Annotated in this window: 19 protein-coding genes and 1 pseudogene; 4 read left to right on the plus strand and 16 right to left on the minus strand. The window is 50.3% G+C overall.

The genetic code is table 11. The features are described 5' to 3' along the window. Positions 1 to 961: 961 nt before the first annotated feature. From RRF56_RS00955 to RRF56_RS00965, 3 genes and pseudogenes are all read left to right on the plus strand, one after another. The gene (locus RRF56_RS00955; RefSeq protein ID WP_317033534.1) at positions 962 to 3,277 is read left to right on the plus strand and encodes a PAS domain S-box protein; all 2,316 of its coding nucleotides are present in this window, start codon (positions 962 to 964) and stop codon (positions 3,275 to 3,277) included. A 7-nt stretch (positions 3,278 to 3,284) separates the two neighbouring features. Continuing rightward, the gene (locus RRF56_RS00960; protein WP_317033535.1) at positions 3,285 to 5,429 is read left to right on the plus strand and encodes a putative bifunctional diguanylate cyclase/phosphodiesterase; all 2,145 of its coding nucleotides are present in this window, start codon (positions 3,285 to 3,287) and stop codon (positions 5,427 to 5,429) included. Between the two features lie 334 nt (positions 5,430 to 5,763). Beyond that, positions 5,764 to 6,835, plus strand: a pseudogene (locus tag RRF56_RS00965) (IS630 family transposase). 63 nt (positions 6,836 to 6,898) lie between these two features. On the opposite strand, the gene tnpC reads toward RRF56_RS00965, so the two are convergent. Further along, a complete protein-coding gene (gene tnpC, locus RRF56_RS00970; protein WP_317033536.1) occupies positions 6,899 to 8,266 on the minus strand; it encodes an IS66 family transposase in 1,368 nt (455 codons plus the stop codon). A gap of 229 nt (positions 8,267 to 8,495) precedes the next feature. On the opposite strand from tnpC, the gene RRF56_RS00975 reads away from it, so the two are divergent. Beyond that, the gene (locus tag RRF56_RS00975) at positions 8,496 to 9,257 is read left to right on the plus strand and encodes a MinD/ParA family protein (protein ID WP_317033537.1); all 762 of its coding nucleotides are present in this window, start codon (positions 8,496 to 8,498) and stop codon (positions 9,255 to 9,257) included. 118 nt (positions 9,258 to 9,375) lie between these two features. On the opposite strand, the gene RRF56_RS00980 is transcribed toward RRF56_RS00975, so the two are convergent. From RRF56_RS00980 to RRF56_RS01050, 15 genes are all read right to left on the minus strand, one after another. Next, positions 9,376 to 9,828 (minus strand): SET domain-containing protein, encoded by a 453-nt coding sequence (locus RRF56_RS00980; protein ID WP_317033538.1) that lies wholly within the window; start codon positions 9,826 to 9,828, stop codon positions 9,376 to 9,378. A gap of 172 nt (positions 9,829 to 10,000) precedes the next feature. Beyond that, a complete protein-coding gene (locus RRF56_RS00985) occupies positions 10,001 to 11,050 on the minus strand; it encodes a hypothetical protein (protein WP_317033539.1) in 1,050 nt (349 codons plus the stop codon). A gap of 34 nt (positions 11,051 to 11,084) precedes the next feature. Next, positions 11,085 to 12,428, minus strand: a complete 1,344-nt coding sequence (locus RRF56_RS00990; protein ID WP_317033540.1) for a hypothetical protein — start codon at positions 12,426 to 12,428, stop codon at positions 11,085 to 11,087. Between the two features lie 64 nt (positions 12,429 to 12,492). Beyond that, positions 12,493 to 13,617, minus strand: a complete 1,125-nt coding sequence (locus RRF56_RS00995) for a KamA family radical SAM protein (RefSeq protein WP_317033541.1) — start codon at positions 13,615 to 13,617, stop codon at positions 12,493 to 12,495. Positions 13,618 to 13,664: 47 nt separating this feature from the next. Further along, positions 13,665 to 14,108, minus strand: a complete 444-nt coding sequence (locus RRF56_RS01000) for a hypothetical protein (protein ID WP_317033542.1) — start codon at positions 14,106 to 14,108, stop codon at positions 13,665 to 13,667. 5,147 nt (positions 14,109 to 19,255) lie between these two features. Continuing rightward, positions 19,256 to 19,792 (minus strand): phage tail protein, encoded by a 537-nt coding sequence (locus RRF56_RS01005; RefSeq protein WP_317033543.1) that lies wholly within the window; start codon positions 19,790 to 19,792, stop codon positions 19,256 to 19,258. Positions 19,793 to 19,820: 28 nt separating this feature from the next. Next, entirely contained in the window at positions 19,821 to 20,033 is a 213-nt protein-coding gene (locus RRF56_RS01010; protein WP_317033544.1) for a hypothetical protein, read from the minus strand. Between the two features lie 4 nt (positions 20,034 to 20,037). Continuing rightward, positions 20,038 to 20,178: a DUF6760 family protein gene (locus RRF56_RS01015; protein WP_317033545.1), complete on the minus strand. Its 141-nt coding sequence runs from the start codon at positions 20,176 to 20,178 to the stop codon at positions 20,038 to 20,040. Next, positions 20,175 to 20,552 carry a hypothetical protein gene (locus RRF56_RS01020; RefSeq protein WP_317033546.1) on the minus strand — a complete coding sequence of 126 codons (378 nt, stop codon included), beginning with the start codon at positions 20,550 to 20,552 and terminating at the stop codon, positions 20,175 to 20,177. The genes RRF56_RS01015 and RRF56_RS01020 overlap by 4 nt, the downstream gene beginning before the upstream one ends. Before the next feature lie 22 nt (positions 20,553 to 20,574). Further along, positions 20,575 to 20,877 carry a hypothetical protein gene (locus tag RRF56_RS01025; protein WP_317033547.1) on the minus strand — a complete coding sequence of 101 codons (303 nt, stop codon included), beginning with the start codon at positions 20,875 to 20,877 and terminating at the stop codon, positions 20,575 to 20,577. A 207-nt stretch (positions 20,878 to 21,084) separates the two neighbouring features. After that, complete coding sequence (locus RRF56_RS01030; protein WP_317033548.1) at positions 21,085 to 21,576, minus strand: phage tail protein; 492 nt, start codon at positions 21,574 to 21,576, stop codon at positions 21,085 to 21,087. Positions 21,577 to 21,579: 3 nt separating this feature from the next. After that, entirely contained in the window at positions 21,580 to 22,062 is a 483-nt protein-coding gene (locus RRF56_RS01035) for a phage tail protein (protein WP_317033549.1), read from the minus strand. A gap of 12 nt (positions 22,063 to 22,074) precedes the next feature. Beyond that, positions 22,075 to 22,572, minus strand: a complete 498-nt coding sequence (locus RRF56_RS01040; RefSeq protein WP_317033550.1) for a phage tail protein — start codon at positions 22,570 to 22,572, stop codon at positions 22,075 to 22,077. A gap of 155 nt (positions 22,573 to 22,727) precedes the next feature. Next, positions 22,728 to 24,434: a phage tail sheath family protein gene (locus RRF56_RS01045; protein WP_317033551.1), complete on the minus strand. Its 1,707-nt coding sequence runs from the start codon at positions 24,432 to 24,434 to the stop codon at positions 22,728 to 22,730. A gap of 65 nt (positions 24,435 to 24,499) precedes the next feature. Then, positions 24,500 to 25,081, minus strand: a complete 582-nt coding sequence (locus tag RRF56_RS01050) for a Pvc16 family protein (RefSeq protein WP_317033552.1) — start codon at positions 25,079 to 25,081, stop codon at positions 24,500 to 24,502. Positions 25,082 to 25,644: the final 563 nt, after the last annotated feature.

The following is a 25,644-nucleotide window of genomic DNA, read 5'->3' on the forward strand; positions in this document are numbered from 1 at the left end:
GGCATCACGAAATGCCCTTGAATATGTTAAAATATTTAACACTACTCTCGACACCTAAATGGAGTTATTTTGCTATACTGCTTGATTGGGTAAAGTCGAGCTAAAATCTCAATACGCTAACTCGGGTGTCCGATTTGTAAAAACAGGTTCTAAATGCCGTCATGATAATTTTCAAGGCATGAGGGGATGAGCTAAGACTGCTTATTCACCTAGTTGACTAATACCAATACCCAACGACACAGTCGAAAGTAAGAATAAGTGGATAAATGGATTAAAAATAGCAGTAGAGGTAAGCTGAAAGCTGCCTATTGAGGTCGAGACAGCCATCCAACGCCCCCTTACGAATCGAACTGAGATTAGAGAGGGATCGCAACCTCCCTCAGTACAGGGACAAAGTTTTTAGTGCCTGAGGCGTTGTTACATAAATAGGATGTTATGGACTCGGTACTGCATCGACGTCAGATTTTGGGTGTCCGTAACACCTCATTTATGCAACAACGCCGATCCGAAATAGAAATCGTGCCGTGATAATAGCTGTTTTCAAGCTGCACAGGTGAATTCATTTTTTGAGGTAATTCCATGCTTGCTGTTTTCATAAAGGGCGTTTTTGATTGGTATAAATAAGCTGCCAAGAGGCAAACTATGAATTGGATGACTGCAAATATGAAATATGCTCGGTGTGCAAGAGGCCTGGACCGCATATTGAGCTAAACTACCTCGCTTCAAAATTTTGCGCTCTATAATCTTGCCTTAAAGCAATATGGACTATTATTAATGCTTACCAGGAAGAATATAGCTTTTTGTTTTCTTAGGAATTATACGTAAAACCTGGCTCAATCTAAAGAGCAGTCAACTGAGTGATCAATCAAAATGCTTCAGAGCAATGGCCTAGCCAGCTGGGCTAACTACGGTGCAAAATGTTTCAGGAACGCGATTTTTGGCGATCGCTAGGGAAATAACCATGGGCCAGGCCAGTAGTTCAGCCAGTTTTTCCTACCAAAAGCAGGCACAGCAGCAGCTAGCCGAAATTGAAACCATTTATCAATCGGCCCCCATTGGACTGGGAGTGCTCGATCGCGATCTGCGTTTTGTACGGGTCAACGAGCGGCTAGCAGAGATGAATGGGTTCTCAGTTGAGGCTCACCTAGGCCGTACTGTCCAGGAACTGCTGCCTAATTTGGCTGACCAGGCTGAGGCCATGCTGCGCCCCATTCTCGCAACGGGCAAACCGCTGCTCAAGGTAGAAGTTAGCGGCGAGACTCCGGCCAAGCCCGGTGTGCCGCGGGCTTGGGTCGAGAGCTTTTGGCCGCTCAAGGACGGCGATTGCATCATCGGCATCAGTATTGTGTGTGAAGAGGTGACCGATCGCAAACGCATTGAGGCCGAGCGCCAGCAGGCCCTAGACGACCTGCACCAGGCTAAAATCGAGCTAGAGCAGCGGGTGGCGGACCGCACCGCCGAACTCTCTAAGATCAACGCCGACCTGCGCCAGCGAAAATCGATTCTGCGCAGCTTCTTTAACAGCGCAGCCATGCTCATGGGCATTGTAGAGCTGCATGATAACGATATTCTCCACCTTTCTGACAACTGGGCCACTGCCGAGTTTTTGGGTACCACTCCCCAGGAGATAGAAAATCGATTTGCCAGTGAGCTGGGGGTACCCCCGGCTACCCTTGAGCGCTGGCTGGCGTACTACCGCGAGGCCGCGCGCATCCAGGCTCCGGTGCGGTTTGAATACTGCCCGGACACTGGCCCTGGCCGGGGACGCTGGCTAGCTGGCAGCGTGTGCGCCGTTGCAGGTAGCCCTGATGGGCTCCCCCGCTTTTCATACATTCTTGAAGACATTACCGATCGCAAGCAGGCCGAAGAGACTCTGGCTCGCCGCGAAGAGCAGCTACGGCTTACCTTCGAATTTACCCACATCGGCACCTGGGACTGGGATGTGCGGCAGGACACCGTTATCTGGAATGACAACCACTTTAGGCTGCTAGGGCTCGACCCCAACGCCACCGACGACCCCTACCAGAGCTGGCGGCGTGCTATTCACCCCAACGATTTAGACCGGGTTGAGCAGGCCCTGCAGGATGCCCTGCACCAGCACACTGATTACGAAACCGAGTACCGGGTGTTTTATCCCGATGGCACCATGCGGTGGCTGGTGGGCCGGGGGCGAGGCCTGTATAACGCAGACCAACAACCAATTCGCATGCTGGGGGTAGTGCTTGACATTAGCGAGCGTAAACGTGGCGAAGCCGAACGCGAACGGGCTGAGCAAATGCAAGAATTTCAGGCGGTGATTACCCGCAACATGGCCGAAGGTATCTGTGTGGTCAGGGCTGACAATGGCATGATTTGCTACGCCAACCGCAAGTTTGAGCAGATGTTTGGCTACGACTCTGGTGAACTAGACGGGCAGCATGTGTCGATTGTTAACTATGCCACCAAGGAGGTGAGTGCCGAGTCGGTCAACCAAGCCATTCGCCAGGCAGTTTTAGACAACCTAGAGGCCACCTACGAGGTGCATAACGTCAAAAAAGACGGTACGCCGTTTTGGTGCAGTGCCACCACCTCAGTGTTTGAGCACCCTGAATACGGTATGGTTTTGGTCGCCGTGCAACAAGACATCAGCGATCGCAAAGAATCCCAGGAAAAACTCCAGGCATCTTTGCAAGAGAAAGAGCTACTCCTTAAAGAAATTTACCACCGGGTTAAGAACAACCTTCAGGTGGTTTACAGTCTGCTCAATCTTCAGTCTCGTAATGTACCTGACCCGGTGGCCCTATCGGTACTGCGAGATAGCCAAAGCCGCATCCGAGCCATGGCGCTTGTTCATGAAAAGCTCTACAAATCTTCCGACCTGACCCGCATCGATTTGGCGGACTATATTCACAGTCTGGCCTACAGCCTGCTCGAAACCTATCATTCAAGCAGCAATCACATCTCCCTACATCTAGCAATCGAGCCCTACAGTTTAGACATTGAAACCGCCCTACCCTGCGGTCTATTGCTTACCGAGCTCATGTCTAATTCTCTGAAATATGCTTTTCCGGACGGCCGGCCTGGTGAAATTACGATTTCTTCATCCCTGGGTTCCAATCAACAGGTTTACCTCAGAGTGGGAGACAATGGTATCGGCCTACCCAGCAATTTTGACCTACGGCGGGTATCTTCCTTGGGCCTAAGCCTGGTGCGAAACCTGACTCAACAGATTGGGGGAGAGGTGGCGATCGCCCCCCAGGTTGGCGGTTCTGCCTTTCAGATTGTTTTTCCAGCCTAAGAACTCTATGGACAAGAAGATCATTCTGGTCGTTGAAGATGAAGTCGTAATCGCCATGGACCTGCAGGCGATGCTGATTGAGTTAGGCCATGAGGTTCCTGAAATTGTGATCTCCGGCGAGGCGGCCATTCAAACAGCCTTGGAGCTGCACCCCGATCTCGTTTTGATGGATATTCACCTCAGCGCTGCTCTAGATGGAATTGATGCCGCGGCGGCTATTGTTAAAGCCTTAGACATTCCGGTGATTTACTTAACCGCCTACGCTGACGAAAAAACCCTCCAGCGGGCTAGCCTTACCGCTCCCTTTGGCTATATTCTTAAACCTTTTGAGGCCAAAGAACTGCGCGCCAATCTTGAAATTGCCTTTTACAAACACAGCCTTGAAAAAACAATTAAAGAACACCGTCAGTGGCTACTAGCCGTCTTAAACAGTATTAGCGAAGGTGTCGCCGCCAGCGACCCCAGCGGGCTGATCAAGTTTATGAACCCGGTGGCCGAAGTCCTGACCGGCTGGTCTCAAACCGAAGCCATTGGGCGATCGCCTGCGGAAGTCTTTCGCTTTATGGACGAGGTGACGCGCACCCTGATCGACAGTCCCCTGCTGAGGTCGCTGCACGAAAACCATACTGTGTACTTGCCAGAAAACACGCTGCTGCTTACCAAGCAGGGAGATGAAATTCCGGTTGCCGACAGTGCGGCCCCCATTTACAGCGATCGAGGTCAGCTTGAGGGAGCAGTAATGGTGGTGCGCGACAGCACCGAACAGCGCCGCATGGAGGCCCAGCTAGAGCATAACGCCCTACACGATGCCCTGACCCATCTGCCCAATCGCGCCCTGTTTTTAGATCGTCTACAGCAGGCGATTGATCGGTCGCGGCGATCGCCTGAATTTGGCTTTGCCATTATGCTGCTCGATCTCGATCGATTCAAAAGCATCAACGACACTCTTGGGCACCTGCTTGGCGATCAGTTATTGGTGGCGATTGCCCCTCGCCTACAAACTCACCTACGCAGTATCGATACTGTGGCTCGCTTAGGCGGCGACGAATTTGCCGTCCTTCTAGAAGACATTACCGACGTGGCAGTTGCCTGCCGCACCGCCGAGCGCATTGTAGATGATCTCGCTCCCCCGTTTATGGTTGGCAACCATGAGCTGTTGATCACTGCCAGCATTGGCATTGTGATGAGTTCGATCCCTTACGAGCAGACTACCGATCTCCTGCGCGATGCCGATATTGCCATGTATCGTGCCAAGGCTCGCGGAGGCAGCGATTACGAACTATTCGATCTAGCTATGCACAGGCAGGCACGGCAACTCATGCAGCGGGAGCACGCGCTGCGCCATGCGATCGCCCACAACGAACTCCAGGTTCACTACCAGCCTATTGTCTCGTTAGCTACCTACGAGGTGACCAGCCTCGAAGCCTTGGTGCGCTGGCAAAAGCCCAATGGCGAACTGATTTATCCAGACCAGTTCATCGCCTTGGCCGAAGAGATGGGAATCATCACAAGCATTGATCAGTGGGTGCTGCGAGAAGCCTGCCAACAGTTACAAGCCTGGCAGCAGATGGGGAAAGGGGCCTGGGTTTTGGCCAATGAGCATCTCACCAGACAAATCGACAGCACCGATCCTCCCCCAAGCATATCGATTAATGTCAACCTGTCCAGCCATCACTTTGCCCAAAAAAATTTGTTAGATACGTTTGTCAGCATTCTGCAAGACACCGGCATGGGCGGTCACCAATTAAAGCTAGAGGTTACCGAAAGCATATTTATTAAAAATGCCAAAGAAGCAGCAGCTATACTCAAGCAGCTCAAGCAGCTCAACGTGCAAATTTGCCTAGATGACTTTGGCACCGGCTATTCGTCCTTTAGCTATCTGCATCAGTTCCCCATTGACATTGTCAAAATCGATCGCTCCTTCATTCAAGACATCGACACCGATGCTGAAAAGCTAGAAATTGTGCGGGCCATGGTGGGCCTTTGCCATACTCTGGATATGGCTGTGACTGCCGAGGGCATCGCAACCCCTCAGCAGCGAGACATTTTACAAGACTTGGGCTGTGAGTTTGGCCAGGGCTACCTATTTGCCAGGGCCACCAATGGCACTACCATTACTCGTGGGCTGGCTAGCTCTGACGCTAGAGTTTAGCGACAGTTCAGGGTGCAGAAAATGACGTTGAGAGCCTTGGGAGTACTCGTATAGCTAGTCTGATGGGGTGATCGTCCCCATCAGACTAGCTACTCAAAGGTTATCGCTCTTCATTGGCTCTGGACAAAGAATAGGTGAAACAACGCAGATACGCGAATAGTCATGCTCGGTGCCCAACCAATTCTCGAAGTTTCGGCACTTTAAATTCGAGAATCATTGAAGAGCGATAAAAGCATAAGCGGGGCGGTTATGCTGTTTCTCATCTATTAGGGCTTATATCAAGTCCGGCTAATCGACCTTAGAATAGTAGGGTTGAAAGACGAGGATAAGGGTGATGGGACGTCGTCTTACCCTGGCATCATATTTGAGCACCGAGGAACTCGAACAGCGTTATAAATCGGCTAAGAGCGGGATTGAACGAGGGCATTATCAGCTGATCTGGCTATTGCAATCGGGCAAGAGTACCGCTGAGGTCTCTGAGATGACCGGCTACAGCCGAGCCTGGATTTATGAAATCGTTAGAAGCTATAACCGTCAAGGCCCGGCGGCGCTTGGCGACCAACGGCAGCACAATCAGGGCAATGGGCAAGTCATTCTTGAAGATGAAATGCAAGCCTTACTGTACCAAGCCTTGCAAGAGGAGCCTCCGGATGGCGGCTTTTGGAATGGACGCAAGGTGGCCGACTGGCTCAGTGAGCACCTAGGCCGTTCGGTTCATCGCCAACGGGGGTGGGAGATTCTCAAACAGATGGAGTTCTCTCTCAAGGTACCTCGACCTGAGCATCAGCACGCCGCCACCGAAGAGGAGCAGTGGGTGTGGGAAAAAAAATCTGCACGCTCAACTGACGGAAATCAAAATGGCCCATCCCGACGCCGACGTGCAGCTATGGGCCATGGACGAACATCGCTTGGGGCTCCATCCCATCCTGCGTCGGGTGTGGGTCGATAACTGGCTTGGATCGCTCAGTGCTCCCGTCCACTGTCGCTATGACTGGTTTTGGCTCTATGGCTTTGTCCATCCTCGCAGCGGACAAACCTACTGGTGGCTGTTGCCTCGAGTCACTATCGACCTGTTTAATCGGGCCTTGGCTGATTTTGCCGAACACTTTGGCATTGGCCCCAAGCACCGAGTCGTGCTGGTCATGGATCAAGCTGGGTGGCACACCTCAGAGCAGGTGGTCGTACCCGAAGGTCTACACCTGGCCTTTCTGCCACCGTACTCCCCGCATATGCAACCGGCAGAGCGACTCTGGCCTATCCTCAATGAAGCTTTAGCGAACCGGGTGTTTGAGACCTTAGATGACCTCTTGGAACGGGTGGAGCAGCGCTGTGTACAACTCCTAAACCTCACCGATTTCATCTCGGGCTTGACTCAGTTCCACTGGTGGAAGGCGTTTCAATGCTAAGTGTGGTTCATTAAGCGGACTTGATATTACATAGGGCTTGCTGAATAACTCTACAGTAATTGCTCAACTCAGTAGCCAATCAGACTGCTGTGAGGTAAGGGCACGAGAAATAGCGTCGAAGGCAGAGATACCCTGACGGCGAGCGGTGTTCACCAGCGAGCGCACCTGGGCGAACAACTCTGCGCCCCAGTCGGAGCGAAAGCCATGGGTGACCTTGCGAAAGACCACACTCCATCGCAGCGCTTGTTCACTAGAGTTATTAGTCGGCGGCACTGTCTCATCATCAAGGAACAGCAGCAGATGCTCCCGAATCTTCAAGTAACGTTTGAGCAATTGCTGACCCTCCGGGGACTTGGGCTTCAAGTTAAAGATCTCCCGTAGGCTGCCTCTTAATCGAGACCGATACTGCCCAAGCGTGGATTCAGCCAACTGATGTCGTCGTCGATTCACGGCAATCGCGCGCAGTAACAACCGCTTCATCCGAGGGGCAAACAGGTCATCGCCCGCATCAATGGCATACTGGCAATCCCTGAGTTGATGGGCCAGACAGACTTGCCACTGCTCGGCGGGGTGGGCCTTTTGCGCACTGAATAAATCGGAGACCCAGACCTGGGGGCGGTGCCCGGCCATCGTCTCATCAATCACGGCTTTCCCCCGACTGGGGCGAATCACATGCAGGCACACCTGCTCATTCTGGAACACCCACTCCCACTGATTACGACCATTGAGGCGGGCACTCGTCTCATCGCTGCATACCAGACGCACACGGCGCAGACGTGCGACAATTTGCGCCACTGGTGCGGCCAGTTGGGTTTGAACCCGTTTTAGGAGGTTAGCAATTGCCCCTTCTGATATGGCCACCCCGTACAGGTCTCCCATCAGTTGGCTCAGCCGCTGATAGCTCACGGCATGACCGTATCTCAGATACGTCACCACGCTGGCAATACTCTGTCCAAACGGCGAACCGGGCTCTAACCCTACCGGTACGGGAGCCTCATAGCTCTGCTGACAGCACGGACAGTCTCCCCCATACCGTTCTACTCGGGTCACCTGAGGCTGAACCGGGGGCAGTTCAATCCGCTCATAGACCGCTTTGAGCTGTTGATGAGCACGTTCTACCGCGCTGCCGCAGTGAGGGCAACGGTTCACTCGCGCTACCACCACTGGGTCGGGCGATGCGCTCAGGTCTCGCCCACCTCCCGCTCGACCCACACTCGCCGTTCGCTCGCTTTGGCTTGGCTTAGAACCCTCTGAATTAGGCTGAAATCCTTTCGCCGGTGGCAAACTCGAATTGCGCGACGTTTTCTTGGGGCGTTTGCCTTTTAGCCGCTCGACGTCTGCCTGCAACGCTTGCACCATCTGCCACAGCTCTCGGATTAGAGCATCTTTCTCCTCGGAACTGAGGCCTTCTAAGGGCGGCAGGTCTTTCATGCCAAAAGTCTACCACCCTCCCTCATTCACAGGTACCCGTCAACCTAGTTGAGCAATTACGTTTCGCCATAACAAAATGTTATGGCGAAACTAGGCCCAATTGCATCGCCAGGATGACGGCCTGGGTGCGATCGCGCACCTCCAGCTTACTGCTAAGCCAAACAATGGCCGAATCTTCATCAAGCATTAGATTTAGGGAATAGTGATTATAGGATTAGGGATAATCAGTATGCCAAAAATTATTTCAGTACATTCCTATAGAGGTGGTACAGGCAAATCTAACACAGCCTCTAACTTGGCAGTGATTTTAGCTCAGCAGGGCAATCGAGTTGCAGTTATTGATACTGATATTCAATCCCCTGGAATCCATGTCCTATTTGGCTTTAGGAAAGACAATATAAATTCCTCATTAAATGATTATCTTTGGGGGAAAATCAACATTGAAGATGCTGTTTACAATGTCTCAGACCGTTTACTTGAATCTAACAAAAAAGCAGGAAGCCTATTTTTAATACCGTCAAGCATCAAAATGGGCGATATTGCCAGGGTCCTGAGAGAAGGATACGATGTTGATCGACTAAATGATGGATACAGAAAGTTAATTAAAGACTTTCAGCTCGACTACTTAATCATTGATACCCATCCGGGCTTGAATGAAGAAACGCTTCTTTCGATTACAGTTTCAAATATTTTGTGCATTATTTTACGACCTGATCAACAAGATTATCAGGGAACTGCGGTCACCGTAGACATCGCCCGAAAGCTAAATGTAGAGAAGCTATTTTTAGTAGTCAATAAGACACCAGAAATATTTGACTTCCATGATCTTAAGAAAAAAATAGAAGCAATTTATGATGCTCCTGTAGCCGGAATAATCCCACATTCTGATGACATGATGATCCTCGGCAGCAGTAGTATATTTGCACTAAGCAATCCTAGCCACCCCATTACTAAAATTTTAGAGGAAATAGTACACAATATAATCTGCTAGTGATGCCAATTAATATACATAGCGGTTCTCGTTGGCATGAGGTACGCGAAAAGACCTACAACCCTTATCCAATAAAGCTTATGCTGTACCTCATTCGATCGAGAACCACTATAGCAACCTAGATAAAATGTTGAATATAAGATTTGGCCTGGGAGGATACTGGCTCTAGTCTGTAGTCAACAGTTACTTCCTCCCCGGGAAGGATATCTCTCAGGGCAATAACTTTTCGGGCTTCAAAATCAGTAATAGCATTTGGCTGTCTCGAATGATTAAGCAAAGAATATTTGGTGAACTTTTCCGAAATAACGCATTTTTCTTCGCTAATTCCAGTATACTTTCCGCTTTTGAGACGCCATTGTTCTAGCTCTGAAAATCTTTTTTCGACGTAAAGTTTGCGATCGCTAAAGTCTATAATTACATTTCCCTTCTCAATGGTTGTAACAGCGATCAACCCATAACCATGAATCTGGCTCGTCCCAGGACCACAGTTTGGTGCATTGTCAATCAAATGATCTATGTCACTAAAAGAAAGATCACCAGTTTGTTGGGGATAATTAGGTTGATTAGTCATGACAAATTGTTGAGGGTAAATTCATTTAGATGTTTTGCAACTGATGTAAAGAAGATTATGGAAAGTGATGCTTTTAATTTTCATCATTTCCAATTCAGACTGCACAGCAAAAGATAAACTCTTTGATGTCTCACTTAGAATTTCATAAATTCATAATGCTATTTAGCAACACCTAATCTTCTTGATATTGCTCTCGAATTGCCTTTGCTTTTTCGGTTAGCTCTTTAAAGAAATCATTGTCTGTGATCTCTTTGACTGCTTCTAGACGTTTTTTCCCATCAATCTCTATCTTCAGATCCGAAACCTGCTGCTTCAGCTTGAATTCTCTAGTCCGAACCTTGTCGAGCATGACCTTAAATATATCGGCTAGTTGAGTGATCTCATCCTCGATCACAACTTTTGAGTTTCCCAATAAATCTTGCTCATAATTTCCTTCACTAATTTTATTGGCAGCCTGGGCAAGATTAATAGCACGACGAGTAAATCCATCTGACATTATATAAATGAGAGTAAACAGGATGATATAGCAAATAATAAAAGTCCAGATCATTCGTTGCAAGATGCCACGTTTAATGTCGCTAAGGTATTCTGCAGTTAAATCTGCACCAATACCAACACCTAAAACAACCTGTCCTTTATCGTCACGCAGAGGGCCATAGGCCGTAATCCATCCTCCCCATTTATCCTTAAAAGGTATTTCAGGTCGATATACTAAAATACCTTTTTCTAAAGACTCGATCATTTGAGGCCTGGCTGCATAAGGCTCTAGAAACTTGGCTGCTTTAGAGGAATCGTAAGCAGACCAAAGATCAACCAGAAAGACAACTTCATTATTGGTTAATACCGGTTCCCCAGCGCGCCGAGTATCTGCTTGGTTACCTCGTACGAAAGAATAAGGCCATACATCTGGATTAATATCATGAATCTTTTGAAACAACTCCATTTGCTGACGATAGAGAGGATGGTCAGAAAATCCTTGAGCATTGGGGGTGCCCTCGCGGTAAAGAGCTAGAACATCTTTGACATCAATCTCTTGGGCAGCTGCATTAAGAGCATCATCTAGATTTTTTCGCATCCGTTGCACAGCAATATCTACGGCAAAGTTGTAGAACAGATAAAAGAGCAGGCCGAATGCTCCAGTAAACAAAAGCGTGGAGATAATGAGTAATTTCGCCCTAATGCTGATGAATGCAGCAGGCTTATCTAGCGATTTGTATGCCATAGTTTAAACCTAATGAGTATGGGATAGAAAGATTTTAGAGATCAAGGTTATCTAAAACGCTATTCCCTCGATTTCGGCGATGCAATCTCCAGTCTAACAAGCTAGTATTATAGGTTTTACTCATTTTTCGAGTTGCAAAGATAGCAATCAATGAGGATATTAAAGCGCCAGATAGATATAAGTTGCTCTTAATGATATCAAAGCCTACAGCCCATCCCAGGACCATAAATAGAGCAATGATAAGCGATCCTAGGATTCCACCCAAGCCAATCATATAGCCATCAATAAAGTTGCTAACTCGTCCACGTTTTTCCTGGGGAACTATTCCTTCTAATGCTTTTCTTGCGGGTTCATCAATGCCATACTGAATGCTCTTTTGAAGAAAGATACCCACCAAACCACCCAAAAAAGTAGGGATAAAATACATAATACCTGAGGCCAAAAAAGAAAAAACTGGCTGAATCATGAACACAGATTTGAGTCCGTAGTCTGTGATAACGATTTGAGCTATAAATTGACTTATGACACCCTCAAGAATAGCTCTAATTATTAGATAAATACTTTGGAAAACTTGATACTGGTAAAAGTCAGGAAATGCAGAAAAAGATGTTTGGAAGAAGCAAAAATCTAATATTGTTTCGCAAATAACAATAGCCAACACCGCGGTTGCCAAATATCGAAAAAGATCAATTTCTCGAATAAAATTCCACCCTTCTATCAAGTTTTTTTGAAAGGGCTCTGATACCAAGAGAGTTGGACGAACTTTAAACTGCGATAATTTGAATCGAAGAACTAAAAAAATACAGCTATAGATCCCAGCGTTAACAGCTAAGCAGAGGTTGAGCATCACATCATGGGGAATGCTTAATCTTTGCATAGATAATGATGTGATGCCTACAGCGATGATTCCTAGAGCATACCCAGCAAAGCCAAAGCTTGAAATTTTAGGCATAAACTTTTTGGATTGGGCAATGCCAAGCATGTCATTAGCAAAGACCCAAAACACTAGGGTAAATGTTAGCCATTGCTGCTGGGACAGCAAGAAAAGTAGTGATTGACTTAGCCAATTAGGACCATCTACAGAACGAATGGCCTGCAGTAATATAAAAGAGAAAGTTAATGCCAAGACTATATATTCCATTATTTTGCGACGACTATGGTGATCAATAATTAGAGACTGTAGCCCAGTCACCAATAGCATAAGGAACCCATCTATCATCCAAACCCAAATAATTTGATTGACGCCAACATCACTGAGAAAACTGCTGACAGCAATAATTTCTGATAATTTTTGAGCAAAGGCATTGCCAAACAAAATTAAGCCTAGCCAGATGACAGCACTAGCTTCTCGTGATCGATCTGTAAAATCTGGTGGCATAAATCGGGATTAATGGTGGCAGGAATAGTTATGCCTGGCGGCATCTAAGTTGATCTAGAGCATTCTAGGCTAAATTTGTAAAATCCTCGGCTACATAGTCAGGAGGCTCTTGGTACATAGAAATATCTCCTTTATACGTCCGGAGAAAAACCTGATTTCCTGGCTCTTTGCTGAGCATATTTTGGGGCGAGATGACAACTTTTCCACCCCCGCCAGGAGCATCGACAACATATTTTGGGACAGCATATCCACTGGTATACCCCTGAAGGCTTTTCATGATATCAAGGCCTCTATCGATAGAAGTGCGAAAGTGCCCTGCTCCTTGTACCAGATCACATTGGTACAGATAATAAGGACGAACTCGGTTTTTAACTAGTTTATGAACAAGCTTACGCTGAACCTCGGCACTGTCGTTGATACCTGCTAGTAAAACACTTTGATTTCCAAGGGGGATACCTGCATTGGCCAAGCGCTCTAATGCTTGGCTAACTTCAGTCGTAATTTCCTGAGGATGGTTGGTATGAATATTGATCCATAGGGGATGAAACTGTTGTAAAAGACTGCATAGTTCAGGTGTGATCCTCTGAGGCAGAAAAATTGGTATCCTAGTGCCGATGCGAATGATTTCGATGTGCTTGATGCTTCTGAGCTGACTCAGCAGGTAGTGTATTACCGTGTCTGAAAGTGTCAACGGATCACCGCCGCTGATGAGCACATCGCGAATGCAGCTATTTCGTCTTAAATAGTCAAGCTGACGTTCGAAATCGGCGATATTAGGAGTTTTATTCCAGTCGCCTACCATGCGGCTGCGGGTGCAATATCGGCAGTAGCTAGCACATTGGGTTGTGACTAACATCAATACCCGATCTGGATAGCGATGGACAAGACCAAGGACAGGGCTTTGCTCATCTTCAGCTAGGCTATCAGCCATCATGCCTGTGAAGCTTTGTAGTTCTCTTCCTAAAGGAATGACTTGGCGTCTAATGGGGCAGTTGGGATTAACTGGATCGATCAGACGAGCAAAGTAAGGTGTGATATCTACACGAAAGAGATCTTGAGCGTTGAGCCCAGCACGTTCTTCGGGGGTGAGCTGGATGATTTGAGCTAATTCTTCTGCGGAGCTAACTCGATTTTTAAGCTGCCAGTGCCAGTCATTCCAATCTGTTTCTGCAACATCTCCCCACCTCATCTAATGTATTCCTGTTTCTGTATAAGTTAAGACGGTTGCTGGATGAATCATGGGGCGACTTCTACTAGAGTGAGGTTGACCACGCTTCTGACGGGGGTGCCATCGGGTAAAAACAAGGTGAGCTTGTAGCTGATGGATTGAACAAAACAGCGGAGGTATTCTTGGCTGCCCCAAGTGAAAAGATAGATGGGAGGCCGTCCTTTATTCTGTAAAAAATCCACCGATTTTCGAAATTTACTGATGTATTCGGTATAGACATTTTGACCAGTTTCGTAGGTATCGAAGACGATATTGGTCAGGCTAAGACGCCAGGGCTCGGAGGAGCCAAAGCTAATTTTTGGCAGTCCCGTATCGGTCCGAGAGCCCGTCGAACGATTGAGGTTGAGGCTACGGTCAAAAATTAGCTCGGTGGGGTTGAACATAAACTCGATCGTCTCGAGGATTCGGTTGTCCTCCCGCGCAATGAGCTTGGCTTTGATGGGGTTAGTCATGCCGGCGTCCTTTATCTAAAACGTTTGGTATAAACTCGTCCATGGCGTTCTTGCTCAACAGCTAAACGCTGACGCAGAAGTTGGTAAATTTCCTGGGCTAACCGCTCTAGGGTTTCGGCGTTGAGGACATGAGAGCCTAGCTCAGGATCGGATGTGGCAGAAACTGTGATGAATGGAGTATCGGGGCTGGATTGAATGAGTAGGTCTGTGCCTGTTGAACCTACTGATTTTGTCTGGAAATGACTAGGGTGATTTCCCCTACTGGAGGAGACTTTTTTGTGGGGCACAGAGAGTTTTCGGTGCGGGGAAGACGACTGAATCGTGCCGGATAAAGTTGGCGGCAGCTGGACCGGAGAAGAGAACGATGGAGCTGCGCTGCGCTGGAGGTGCGGCAGTGGGGTGGCCGCAGATGAACCCGATCGCTGAGACGTTACTAAATCGGTCAAGGTGGTCCACTCAGTGGGCAGGGGCGGCTGTGCCAATTCTGATTTCATGCCTATATCCTTTGCTGCCTGCCGGTCAGGCTCGGCGGGTGAACGGGCTACGGTATGGCGCGGTAAAGTTGTGATCAATGGTTGTAGAATACCCATCGGCCGCAAAATTCCTGTGCCCGAATTGGTCGAGGCGGTGGATAGATCGCTAGCCCTCATTAAATGGGTTATGGCCGGGGCAATATCTGGCGATGGTTGTAGTGATGTAGACCGCAAGTCAGTCGAAAAATACGATGAGGTCAGCTGTACAGTTGCTCCAGACTGGCTAAGATCCTCGGCCCGCTGAATCGAGTCGCCCTGAAGCTGCCCTGAGTCTGATGGAATGGGAGATACAGAAGGGTCCAAGGGCGTTGGTTGCAACGACGAGCCAGCCTGATTAGGCTCTAATACCCGTTGAACTGAATCACCTTGAGGCTGGCCTGGGTCTACTGTTCGCTGGATCGAGTCGTCCTGAAGCTGACCTGAGCCCAATTGAACTGGGTAGCCAGAAGGGTACAGGGAGGTTGTCGGTGAAGTCGATCCAGACTGTTCGGACTCTAATACCCGTTGAATCGAGTCGCCCTGAAACTGATCTGAGTCTGATTGAACTGGGGATACAGAAGGGGCCAGATCCATCGGCTGTACCGTTGAGCCAGCCTGGCTAAGATCCGCTGTTCGCTGAATTGGGTTGCCCTGGATCTGGCCTGAGCTTGATTGAACTGGAGACACAGAAGGGGCGAGGGAGGTTGACTGCGAAGTCACTTCAGACTGTTCGGGCTCTAATACCCGTTGAATCGAGTCACCCTGAAGCTGACCTGAGTCTGATTGAACTGGGGATACAGAAGGGTTCAGGGAGGTTGGCTGTACAGTCGATCCAGATTGGCTAAGAGCCTCGGACCGCTGAATCGGGTTGCCCTGAAACTGACCTGAGCCTGATTGAATTGAGGATACAGAAGGGGCCAGGGATGCTGGTTGCGACGTTGAGCTAGCCTGATTGAGCTCTAATACCCGTTGAACTGAATCACCTTGAGGCTGGCCTAGGTCTATTGACCGCTGAATCGAGTCACCCTGACGCTGGCCTGAGTCTAATTGAATAGGGGATACAGAAGAGTCCAGGGAGATTGTCGATGAAGTCGATCCAGACTGGTTAAGAGCCGCTGTTCGCTGAATCGAGTCGCCCTGAAGCTGACCTGAGTCTGATTGAATAGGGGATACAGAAGAGTCCAGGGAGGTTGGCTGTACAGTCGATCCAGATTGGCCAAGATCCACTGTTCGCTGAACCAAGTCGCACTGGGTCTGTCCTAAGTCTGATTGAACTGGGTACCCAGAAGGGGCCAGGGAGGTTGTCGGTGAAGTCGATCCAGACTGGCTAAGATCCGCTGTTCGCTGAATCGAGTCGCCCTGAAGCTGACCTGAGTCTGATTGAACTGGGGATACGGAAAGGTCCAGTTCAATCGGTTGTGCCGTTGAGCCAGACTGGCCAAGATCCGATGTCCGCTGAATCAGGTTGCCCTGAAGCTGACCTGAGCCTGATTGAATTGAGGATACAGAAGGGGCCAGGGACGCTGGTTGCGATGTTGAGCTAGCCTGATTGGGCTCTAATACCCGTTGAACTGAATCACCTTGAGGCTGGCCTAGGTCTATTGACCGCTGAATCGAGTCACCCTGACGCTTGCCTGAGTCTGATTGAACTGGGGATACAGAAGAGGCCAGAGAGGTTGGCTGTGCAGTCGATCCAGACTGGCTAAGATCCGCTGTTCGCTGAACCAAGTCGCCCTGGGTCTGTCCTAAGTCTGATTGAACTGGGGATACAGAAGGGGCCAGGGATGCTAGTTGCGACGTTGAGCCAAACTGATTGAGCTCTAATACCCGTTGAACTGAATCACCTTGAGCCTGGCTAGGATCCGCTGTCTGCTGAATCGAGTCGCCCTGACGCTGGCCTGAGTCTAATTGAATTGGAAGTACAGAAGGGTTCGAGAAGGTTGGCTGTGCAGTTGACGACCGACTAAGATCTGCTGTCCGCTGAATCGAGTCGCCCTGATAACCTGAGTCTGATTGAACTGGGGATACGGAAAGGTCCAGATCCATCGGCTGTGCCGTTGAGCCAGACTGGCCAAGATCCGATGTCCGCTGAATCAGGTTGCCCTGAAGCTGACCTGAGCCTGATTGAATTGAGGATACAGAAGGGGCCAGGGACGCTGGTTGCGACGTTGAGCTAGCCTGATTGGGCTCTAGTACCCGTTGAGCTAAATCACCTTGAGCCTGGCTAAGATCCACGGTCCGCTGAATCGAGTCGCCCTGAGTCTGTCCTAAGTCTGATTGAGCTGGGGATACAGAAGGGGCCAGAGAGGTTGGCTGTGAAGTCGACCCAGACTGGCTAAGATCCGCTGTCCGCTGACTCGGGTTGCCCTGAAACTGACCTGAATCTGATTGAATTGGCGATACGGAAAGGTCCAGGGGCACTGGTTGCGACGTTAAACCAGCCCGATTGGGCTCTAATACCCGTTGAACTAAATCACCTTGAGCCTGGCTAAGATCCACGGTCCGCTGAATCGAGTCGCCCTGAGTCTGTCCTAAGTCTGATTGAGCTGGGGATACAGAAGAGGCCAGGGAGGTTGGCTGTGAAGTCGACTCAGACTGGCTAAGATCCGATGTCCGCTGACTCGGGTTGCCCTGAAACTGACCTGAGCCTGATTGAATTGAGGATACAGAGGGGGCCAGGGACACTGATTGCGACGTTGAGCTAGCCTGATTAGGCTCTAGTACCCGTTGAACTAAATCACCTTGAGCCTGGCTAAGATCCACGGTCCGCTGAATCGAGTCGCCCTGAGTCTGTCCTAAGTCTGATTGAACTGGGGATACAGAAGAGGCCAGGGAGGTTGGCTGTGAAGTCGCTCTAGACTGGCTAAGATCCACTGTTCGCTGAATCGAGTCGCCCTGGGTCTGTCCTAAGTCTGATTGAATTGGCGATACGGAAAGGTCCAGGGGCACTGGTTGCGACGTTAAACCAGCCTGATTGGGCTCTAATACCCGTTGAACTGAATCACCTTGAGCCTGGCTAAGATCCGCTGTCCGCTGAATCGAGTCGTCCTGAAGCTGGCCTGATTGAACTGGGGATATGGAAGGATCCAGATCCATCGGCTGTGCCATTGAGCCAGACTGGCTAAGATCCACTGTCCGCTGACTCGGGTTGCCCTGAAACTGGCCTGAATCTGATTGAATTGGCAATACGGAAAGGTCCAGGGGCATTGGTTGCGACGTTGAACCAGCCTGATTGGGCTCTAATACCCGTTGAACTGAATCGCCTTGAGCCTGGCTAAGATCCGCTGTCCGCTGAATCGAGTCGTCCTGAAGCTGGCCTGATTGAACTGGGGATATGGAAGGATCCAGATCCATCGGCTGTGCCGTTGAGCCAGACTGGCTAAGATCCACTGTCCGCTGACTCGGGTTGCCCTGAAGCTGGCCTGAATCTGATTGAATTGGCGATACGGAAGGGCTCAGGGGCATTGGTTGCGATGTTGAACCAGCCTGATTGGGCTCTAATACCCGTTGAACTGAATCACCTTGAGCCTGGCTAAGATCCGCTGTCCGCTGAATCGAGTCGTCCTGAAGCTGGCCTGATTGAACTGGGGATATGGAAAGGTCCAGATCTATCGGCTGTGCCGTTGAGCCAGACTGGCCAAGATCCGATGTTCGCTGACTCGGGTTGCCCTGAAGCTGACCTAAGCCTGATTGAATGGGGGATACAGAAGAGTCTAGGAAGGTTGGCTGTGAAGTCGATCCAGACTGGCTAAGAGCCACTGTCCGCTGAATCGGGTTGCCCTGAAACTGACCTGAGCCTGATTGAATTAAGGATACAGAAGGGGCCAGGGACGCTGATTGCGACGTTGAGCTAGCCTGATTGGGCTCTAGTACCCGTTGAACTAAATCACCTTGAGCCTGGCTAAGATCCACGGTCCGCTGAATCGAGTCGCCCTGAGTCTGTCCTAAGTCTGATTGAACTGGGGATACAGAAGAGGCCAGGGAGGTTGGCTGTGAAGTCGACTCAGACTGGCTAAGATCCGATGTCCGCTGACTCGGGTTGCCCTGAAGCTGGCCTGAATCTGATTGAATTGGCGATACGGAAAGGTCCAGGGGCATTGGTTGCGACCTTGAGCCAGTCTGACTGGACTCTCTCCCCCGCTGAATCGAGTCGCCTTGCAATGGCCCAGATATTGCAATATCTGGCTGAAGCCTTAGGGGTTGGGGAGATAAGGGAAGGTTATCGTTTCGTGCTACATCAGCAGGGGTCGCCCCTGACAGAGGCAGCAGTGACGCTGGTGGCATAGTGCCTGGGGCTACGTCCAGCGATCGCTCATTGCGATCAGTAAAGGGGGCGGAGAAAGCGGTGGTTGGAGGTAACTGGTTAAGGTTAACGGATCGTTGAACCGGCCTAGCTAAAGGCAAAACTGCCGGATCGGCGATCGCGGTACTTTGGCGCTGGTTAGTCAACTCGGGCTGCTGGTCAGCACCATCGGGAAAACCGGTGGGAAAAAAAATTGTCAAATCAAGAATGCCCAGGGAGCGTGCTCCTAACGGCTGCCGCCAATGATTTGCCCCGAGGGGATGGTGGTGTCCCAGGGGTCGATCGGCGGCATTGGTAGGGAGTTGAGCCATGGGCGCATCCGGGGCGAGGGGTTAGTTGCTGGAAAAGTAGCCTGATTGGTCGCGGCGCAAATTAGTCGATGCCCCACCGCCGTTGCTCTTAAAGGCGACTTTAACTCCCTCATAGGCCAGGGTCAGTTCTTCAATGGCCACCGTTGCGCCATCAGCCTGCAGATCGGGGGCTTTCCAGCCTACGGGTACCGCGCCGATTAGCGTCCAGCACTGCATGGTTTCGCCAGCTTGGTTAAACACCAAAATGTTGAGATTGCGGCGATGGTTTTTGGGTGGCTTCCCGGCAGAGTGCTGGGCCAGCAGCGGCGCAATCCAGTTCCAAAAGGCGGGGTCGTCACTGAGACCACGGCGTAGGGTAACATCAGAAAACTCGGCCTGCCCGAGGAGAATGCGCTGCTGTTCGTTAACGCCCCCTTCCATCAAAACCTCTTTTTTAATCTGCACCCCTAGTCCAGCGCATTCGGTAAACGATGCTGTAATCTGGCTGTCGATTTCGACATAGAAGCGATTGGTGGTGACGTAGTTGAGTCCGTGGGTAACGTTGCCGTTTTTGCTCATAGCAGCAGAATCTGGGGAATAGGGACGTCTATCGGGGGCGGGTGCGTTCGCGCTGGCGCTGGAGGTCTTGCTGCATCAGGGCATAAACTCGATCGCATAGATGTCTCAGGGCTACAGGATCTTCAAAAATTTTGTCGGCTAAGCGACTGAGGTCGGCGATGTCTTGGGAGCCGAGAGCCCTGCTGTCCAAGGCCTGAACCAGCGGTGGCGAAGCATCAGTAAGATCAGACAGATCGGCCATGGGGTTACTCGGTAAGGCGGTTAATCTGGTCAATCCAGCGGTTGCGATCGCGGTGCTCTAGGCTCAAAATTTCGTCTAGGGTCCAGTGCACCTGCATCGACAAAAACGCTACCTCCGCCTGCAGGTCATCGGCGGGGTAGGTCAAAACTCCCCCGCCAGGGCAAGCTCCACGACGAAGGCATGGCAGCATTGGGGACACTCCGCCGGAATATGGGCCTGGTTAGATTGGTTAATGCGGTTATAAAACTCCCGCAAATAGGCCAAGTCTACGGTAAATAGCTCTTCGAGCAGCGTGGGTGTCAGGGTAGACCATTCTCCTAAGCGGGTAATCACGCGGGCGAACATGACCAGGTCGGCGTAGCCCGGTTGGGCCTGGGCGGCGCGATCGCGCTCCACCGTCAACTCGTCCCGCGCGGTGGCCAACCGCATGACTCCATGACGGTGCACAGTTCCGTCGCTGCCCAGCAAGCCCCGAGGCAGGGTAAAGGCAAATTCGGTAGGGGGAAGTAACGCAGTCATGGGCGCGGGTGGGTAAACGGTATTAGGCGATCGCGGGCTCTGGGCTGTCTAGCTCGTTGATGTGGCGGTAAAACTTTTGCAAATAGTCTAGGTCACAGGCAAATAGTCCTTCGATTACCAGAGGCGAAACCGCACCGAGGGCTCCCAATTGGGTAATCACCCGCGATAAAATAATTACCGTGGCATAGGCCGGGTTGGACTGCACTCGGGGGTCTCGCATAGGCACAATTTCATCAATCGCCTTGGCTAACCGCATGATGCCTTTGCGATGGAGATTGCCGTCGCTATCGAGATAGCCCTTGGGCAACTCAAAGGCAAATTCCATTTGCAACCTGTTAGCAACTATGGGTCCTCGGTCGCCTTCGGGTGTTGGTGCGATCGCAACTCCAGACTGTTTTACGATTGGTGGTAACCCAAGCTCATTACTAAACTGCATCGACATAGCTCACCATTCCCTCTAGCCCTAATATTTGATTTTGATTGCGTTACACAAGACAATAGTAATGCGCCCCTAGCCCTGCTCCATCGATATTTATTTAGGCTCGACCCGATTGAGATATTCCACCACTACCTCCATTTCTTCAACATTAAAATCGCCGCTATTAACGTCTAAATCAGAAATTTTATAGCGCACAGGCCAGGCTCCCTGAAACTCAAACCGAAACTGTTCCTCCGCAGCTTGGTTGTAGATCACTAAAGCACCATCCCGACGCTGCTCGGCCCAGTGGCCCTGCTGAATTTGTTGCAGCCAGTTCCACAAGGTCATGGAAGAAGTTAACCCCCGGCGCAAGGACAAATTAGTATAAGTCACATTCCCCGGCAACTTAGTTCGAACCACGCGTCCCTTAGTGTCACCTTTTTTACCCCATAACTGGGGTGTTACCTCACTGATCTCAATCACATCTTGGGATTGTTGAAAGCCACTACAGTCCATAAAAATGCCGTCAACGCTATCGTTGCTGCCTTCTAATTTGAGCTCTAAATAGAAGCGAGCATTGCTGAGTAGTTCAGGAAAGCCAGTCATAGGTTATAGCTTGCGAATAACCTGAGTAAAGTAGAGTTCAAGGGTGTCTTCAGCCAGCTGACCACCGCTGTCTACGGAGAGAGAACTAATCTGGGTTATAGAGCCTGGATACAGATCGGTAAAGTTAAACCGCATCGCTTCTTTACCATCTGGATCGTAGATTACTAGGGAGCCTGTCTTACGGCTTGCTATAGCTTCGGCTCCTCCCCCAGAATAGGCATCTGGGTGGCACTTATTGTACCAATCAAATAACTTTTCCTGATCGCCTTCATTGCCCCCCACATAGGTGAGGGTAATGGCTGAATCGTACTCTACTCCGCCAATGATGGCCTGAGTCTGGGTCTTGGCACCTTTAGTAACGCCAATGGCAGAGTCGCCTCCGGCAACGGTCATCGAAATTGAAGGCCCAGAGACGGTCTTGACCAAGAGGGCCGTAACGCCATCAATTTCAAAGTAGAATTTGGAACTGGTTAGATACTGAACCATTGTGGATTATTCCTACTTGGTACGGTTAAATTTTTCACAGGTGAGGGTATAAGTTTCTTCAATGTAAGCATCGGCAGTAACATCGAGGTCTGCACATTTGTATTTGGAAGGCCAGGCCTCTAAAAAATCCCAACGGGCAATTTCTTTACCGTCACTGTCGTAGGCGGTGATAGCGCCCTCCTTGGTATTGCTGCGCCACTTCCCTTTACCGCCATTGGAAGCAGGCAGACACTCTTCAAACCACTTATACATTTTGACGCTAGTGCTTTTGCTATCGCCGCTGGCAATACAAACACAGTCAATGGTAAAGAGCCCCTCAAAACCAGCAGAGTTTACCTGCATAATGGACTTGCCACCCTTGGTGGTGCCTATAGCTTTCTGGCCGCCCTGCACCTTGGGTTTGTATTGGGGTAGGCTGACGCTTTTAAAAATAGATTCTTCCCCTTCAGCAATGCCTTTGATTTCTAAATAGAAACTACTAGGGGCTAGGGGTTTATTCAGATCGGCCATGGCATTATTTCCTCAACATTGTCAGGTTTTAGCGAATAGAATGAATGGGCTAGATTGATGCAGTTAGGCAAAGCGCCGATGGAGTTTGACCACAATAGACTGGGTTAACAGTCCTCAGCGTTTTGCCTAACCTCTGATGTGCTTAGAACACTTACTTATTGATTAGGAGCCCATTGGCTAATGCGGAAGATGACAAATTCTGCCGGGCGTACCGGACAGACGCCAACTTCTACATAGAGACGCCCTAGCATCATCGTTTCGTGGGTGTTGAGCTCACCATCGCACTTCACAAAAAAGGCTTCTGCTGGGGATGAGCCAAAGAGCGCTCCTTCTCTCCAGAGTCGTTCTAGAAAATTGCTGACGGTGCGCGTGACTCTAGCCCAAAGGTCTTGATCGTTAGGCTCAAAGACAACCCACTGAGTGCCAATTTCAATCGATTTTTCGATGTAGCTGAGCAGACGACGAACGCTAATATAACGCCACTGCACATTGTCGGGTTCTACCAGGGTGCGCGCGCCCCACACCTTGAGGCCGCGATTGTAATTGGCGAAGTTGCGGATGCAGTTGATGCCCATGGGGTTGAGTAACTCCTGTTCGCGCATATTAGTCTCATAGGAGAGGCCGATAACACCGCGAGGGGTTTCGTTGGCGGGGGCTTTAAACACACCGCGCGATTCGTCGGTACGGCACCAAATGCCCATCATGTGGCCACAGGGGGGCACCATAATCGGTCGACCGGCATTGCGGGGGTTAGCAACTTTAATCCAGGGATAGTAGAGTGCGCCAAACATTGAGCGGCGGTTGAATAGGCTCAGCCACTGAGCCACGTCCTGGGGTTTTTGCTGCTCGGGTGCTACGGCTTCCATGCCTTTGCCGGGTTTGATCGGTGGGGTGTCGATCACCGCCATGCGGTAGGCTGGCCCGGGGAAGGAGTTTTCACACATGCTCAGCATCGATTCCATGACGCCGTGCACCTGATCGATATCCATTAACCCTTCCTGGTAGACCCGCATCAGGTCGGGGAAGGCGATCATGGCGGCTTCGTCCACTTCAAACATGCCCTGCATGCCGGTGCGATCGTCCCGTTGACCCTGGACATCGCGCGAAAAGCGGTCTTCAGGAGAAATGTAGGGCGGTGGCGATAGCTCGTAGACTCCGTTGGCTGGACGACGGGAGAGAGGCTGCCCAGCAAGAGAAATATCGGCGAGCGACACGTATTGGGACTCAGCCAGGGCGGCGATCGCATAGTCAGCCACCGCCGCCTGGGGTTCGGGGTTCATGGTCAGGTGGGGATAGCGCTCCACTTCTTCGCCGTCTTGGGTGACAAAAACAGTGAAGAACTCGCCTGTATTCATCGGTGGTTCGGCGTCGTCGGGGGCGTCATCGGCCAGGGGTTTGGGTTCACCATCGCGGATCACCACCCGAATTCGGCCCCCGCTACCCGCTGCCGGTAGAGCTGGCGTATCGTCGGCAGCCTGAAGGTTAAACCGCAGGGAGGGCTTACCGCTGGAGGTGGGCAATTTGTGGCCAGTATCCTCGGGGGGAGGCATGGGGGAACCGGGCAGACGGGTACCAATGCTGGTTACCCAGCAGCGGCCACCACCGTTGAGAAACCAGCCGTTGACAGCAAAGGGTAGGTAGGCATTGAAGTCGGTAAAGCCGTCGGAACCCGGTTTGCCGAAGGCCTCTAAATACTGATCCCACGTGGTCACCAGCATGGGTTTAAAGAGTTCGGCATCGCCGCGCACGTCTTCGGTGAAGCCGATAAAGCCACCCACGCTGAGGCTGACGCCTTCAATGGGGCGACTGCCCCGATCCACTTCTTCGACGTAAACACCTGGAGCAAAATAATCAAGGGCCATTGGACGCCATCCTTACCGTAAGAATATAGAGATTGAGTTATTGAGCTATGGGGAGCGATCGCCAGCTACCCCTGCGATCGCCGATCAACCAACGATCGCCTATCGCCATAGGGCGGAGCATGGGGCGGGGGCGTTTCGAGCAGCGATCCCCGCTCGAGGCTAGGAATTTCAAAGGGTGTGGTTACCATAATTTGCAGGGCCGGCCGCAAGGGAATGCCGATCGCGCTCCAAAAGGTGGGCTGGGCCATTAGCGTCATCGGCACAACGCTTAGGGGTAGTGCTTCGTAAGCCTGCAGGGGTGGAGAGAGAAATCGAGCCGGAATGTAGGGGTATTGCAGCAGCAGGGTAAGGCTCTCCGACAGCATGTGCTGTTCCCCTAGTGCAGTATGGTCCTGCACCATCAACGCAAAGAACAGATCAAACCAGAGCGGTGATCGGGCCTGGCTCCGGCCGTCTGCATTAACCTCATGGCTAGTCTCAGAGTAGTGGCCCTGGGCGGACTGGATCTCGTAGTGATAAAGATTCAGGCAGGGCTTATGGTCGCGGCCCAAGCGCCCCGGATAACCAAAGTCAATCTGCTCGGTACTCGTTAGACATGTGCCTGAAGCGAGAATATTAGCTACCGCCTGAGCGATCGCAGAGATCATAGACCTAGACCGATGAGGTTCGCAGATTTAGCTTAAGGGCGGACAGGTTGCGACACGATTAGACTTAGGTCGAAACTTTGCAGCTAACAGCTAGATCTATGGTCTAAGTAGAGCGGCTTAATTAAACTGAGCTAGGTTTTACCGCAGAACAAGGGTTTCAGACGTTTTTAAACCCATTTAGTTGTGACACTCTACTGAGAAGCTTGAACCTTATCACCTTCACTCTTGTTAAAGAGCAAATATTTCATGTCAAGAGCTTTACTTGAATTCTGTAGCTACTCCAACTTTCTCAACATTAATTAACCTAAGCAGCTGGTTTTAATTCGGTTTTCAAATAATTGCTGGCCCGTTTGTCACCGTAAATTTAATTTACATTAGGCCAAGATAGTTGCCACAGAAGGATTTAATGCTTGAATATCAATAGTTGAATCGGGATTATTTTGGGGTATTATTGAGCTAGAAATTTATGGCTTTGCGGTATAAAGCTTTAGATTTTCTTTAGAATCTAGCGGTTAATCAAATAGGCATACAGGGCATTTTTACTCTTGAGGTCCTTAAGATTT

Source organism: Nodosilinea sp. E11 (genome assembly GCF_032813545.1).
GTDB lineage: Bacteria > Cyanobacteriota > Cyanobacteriia > Phormidesmidales > Phormidesmidaceae > Nodosilinea.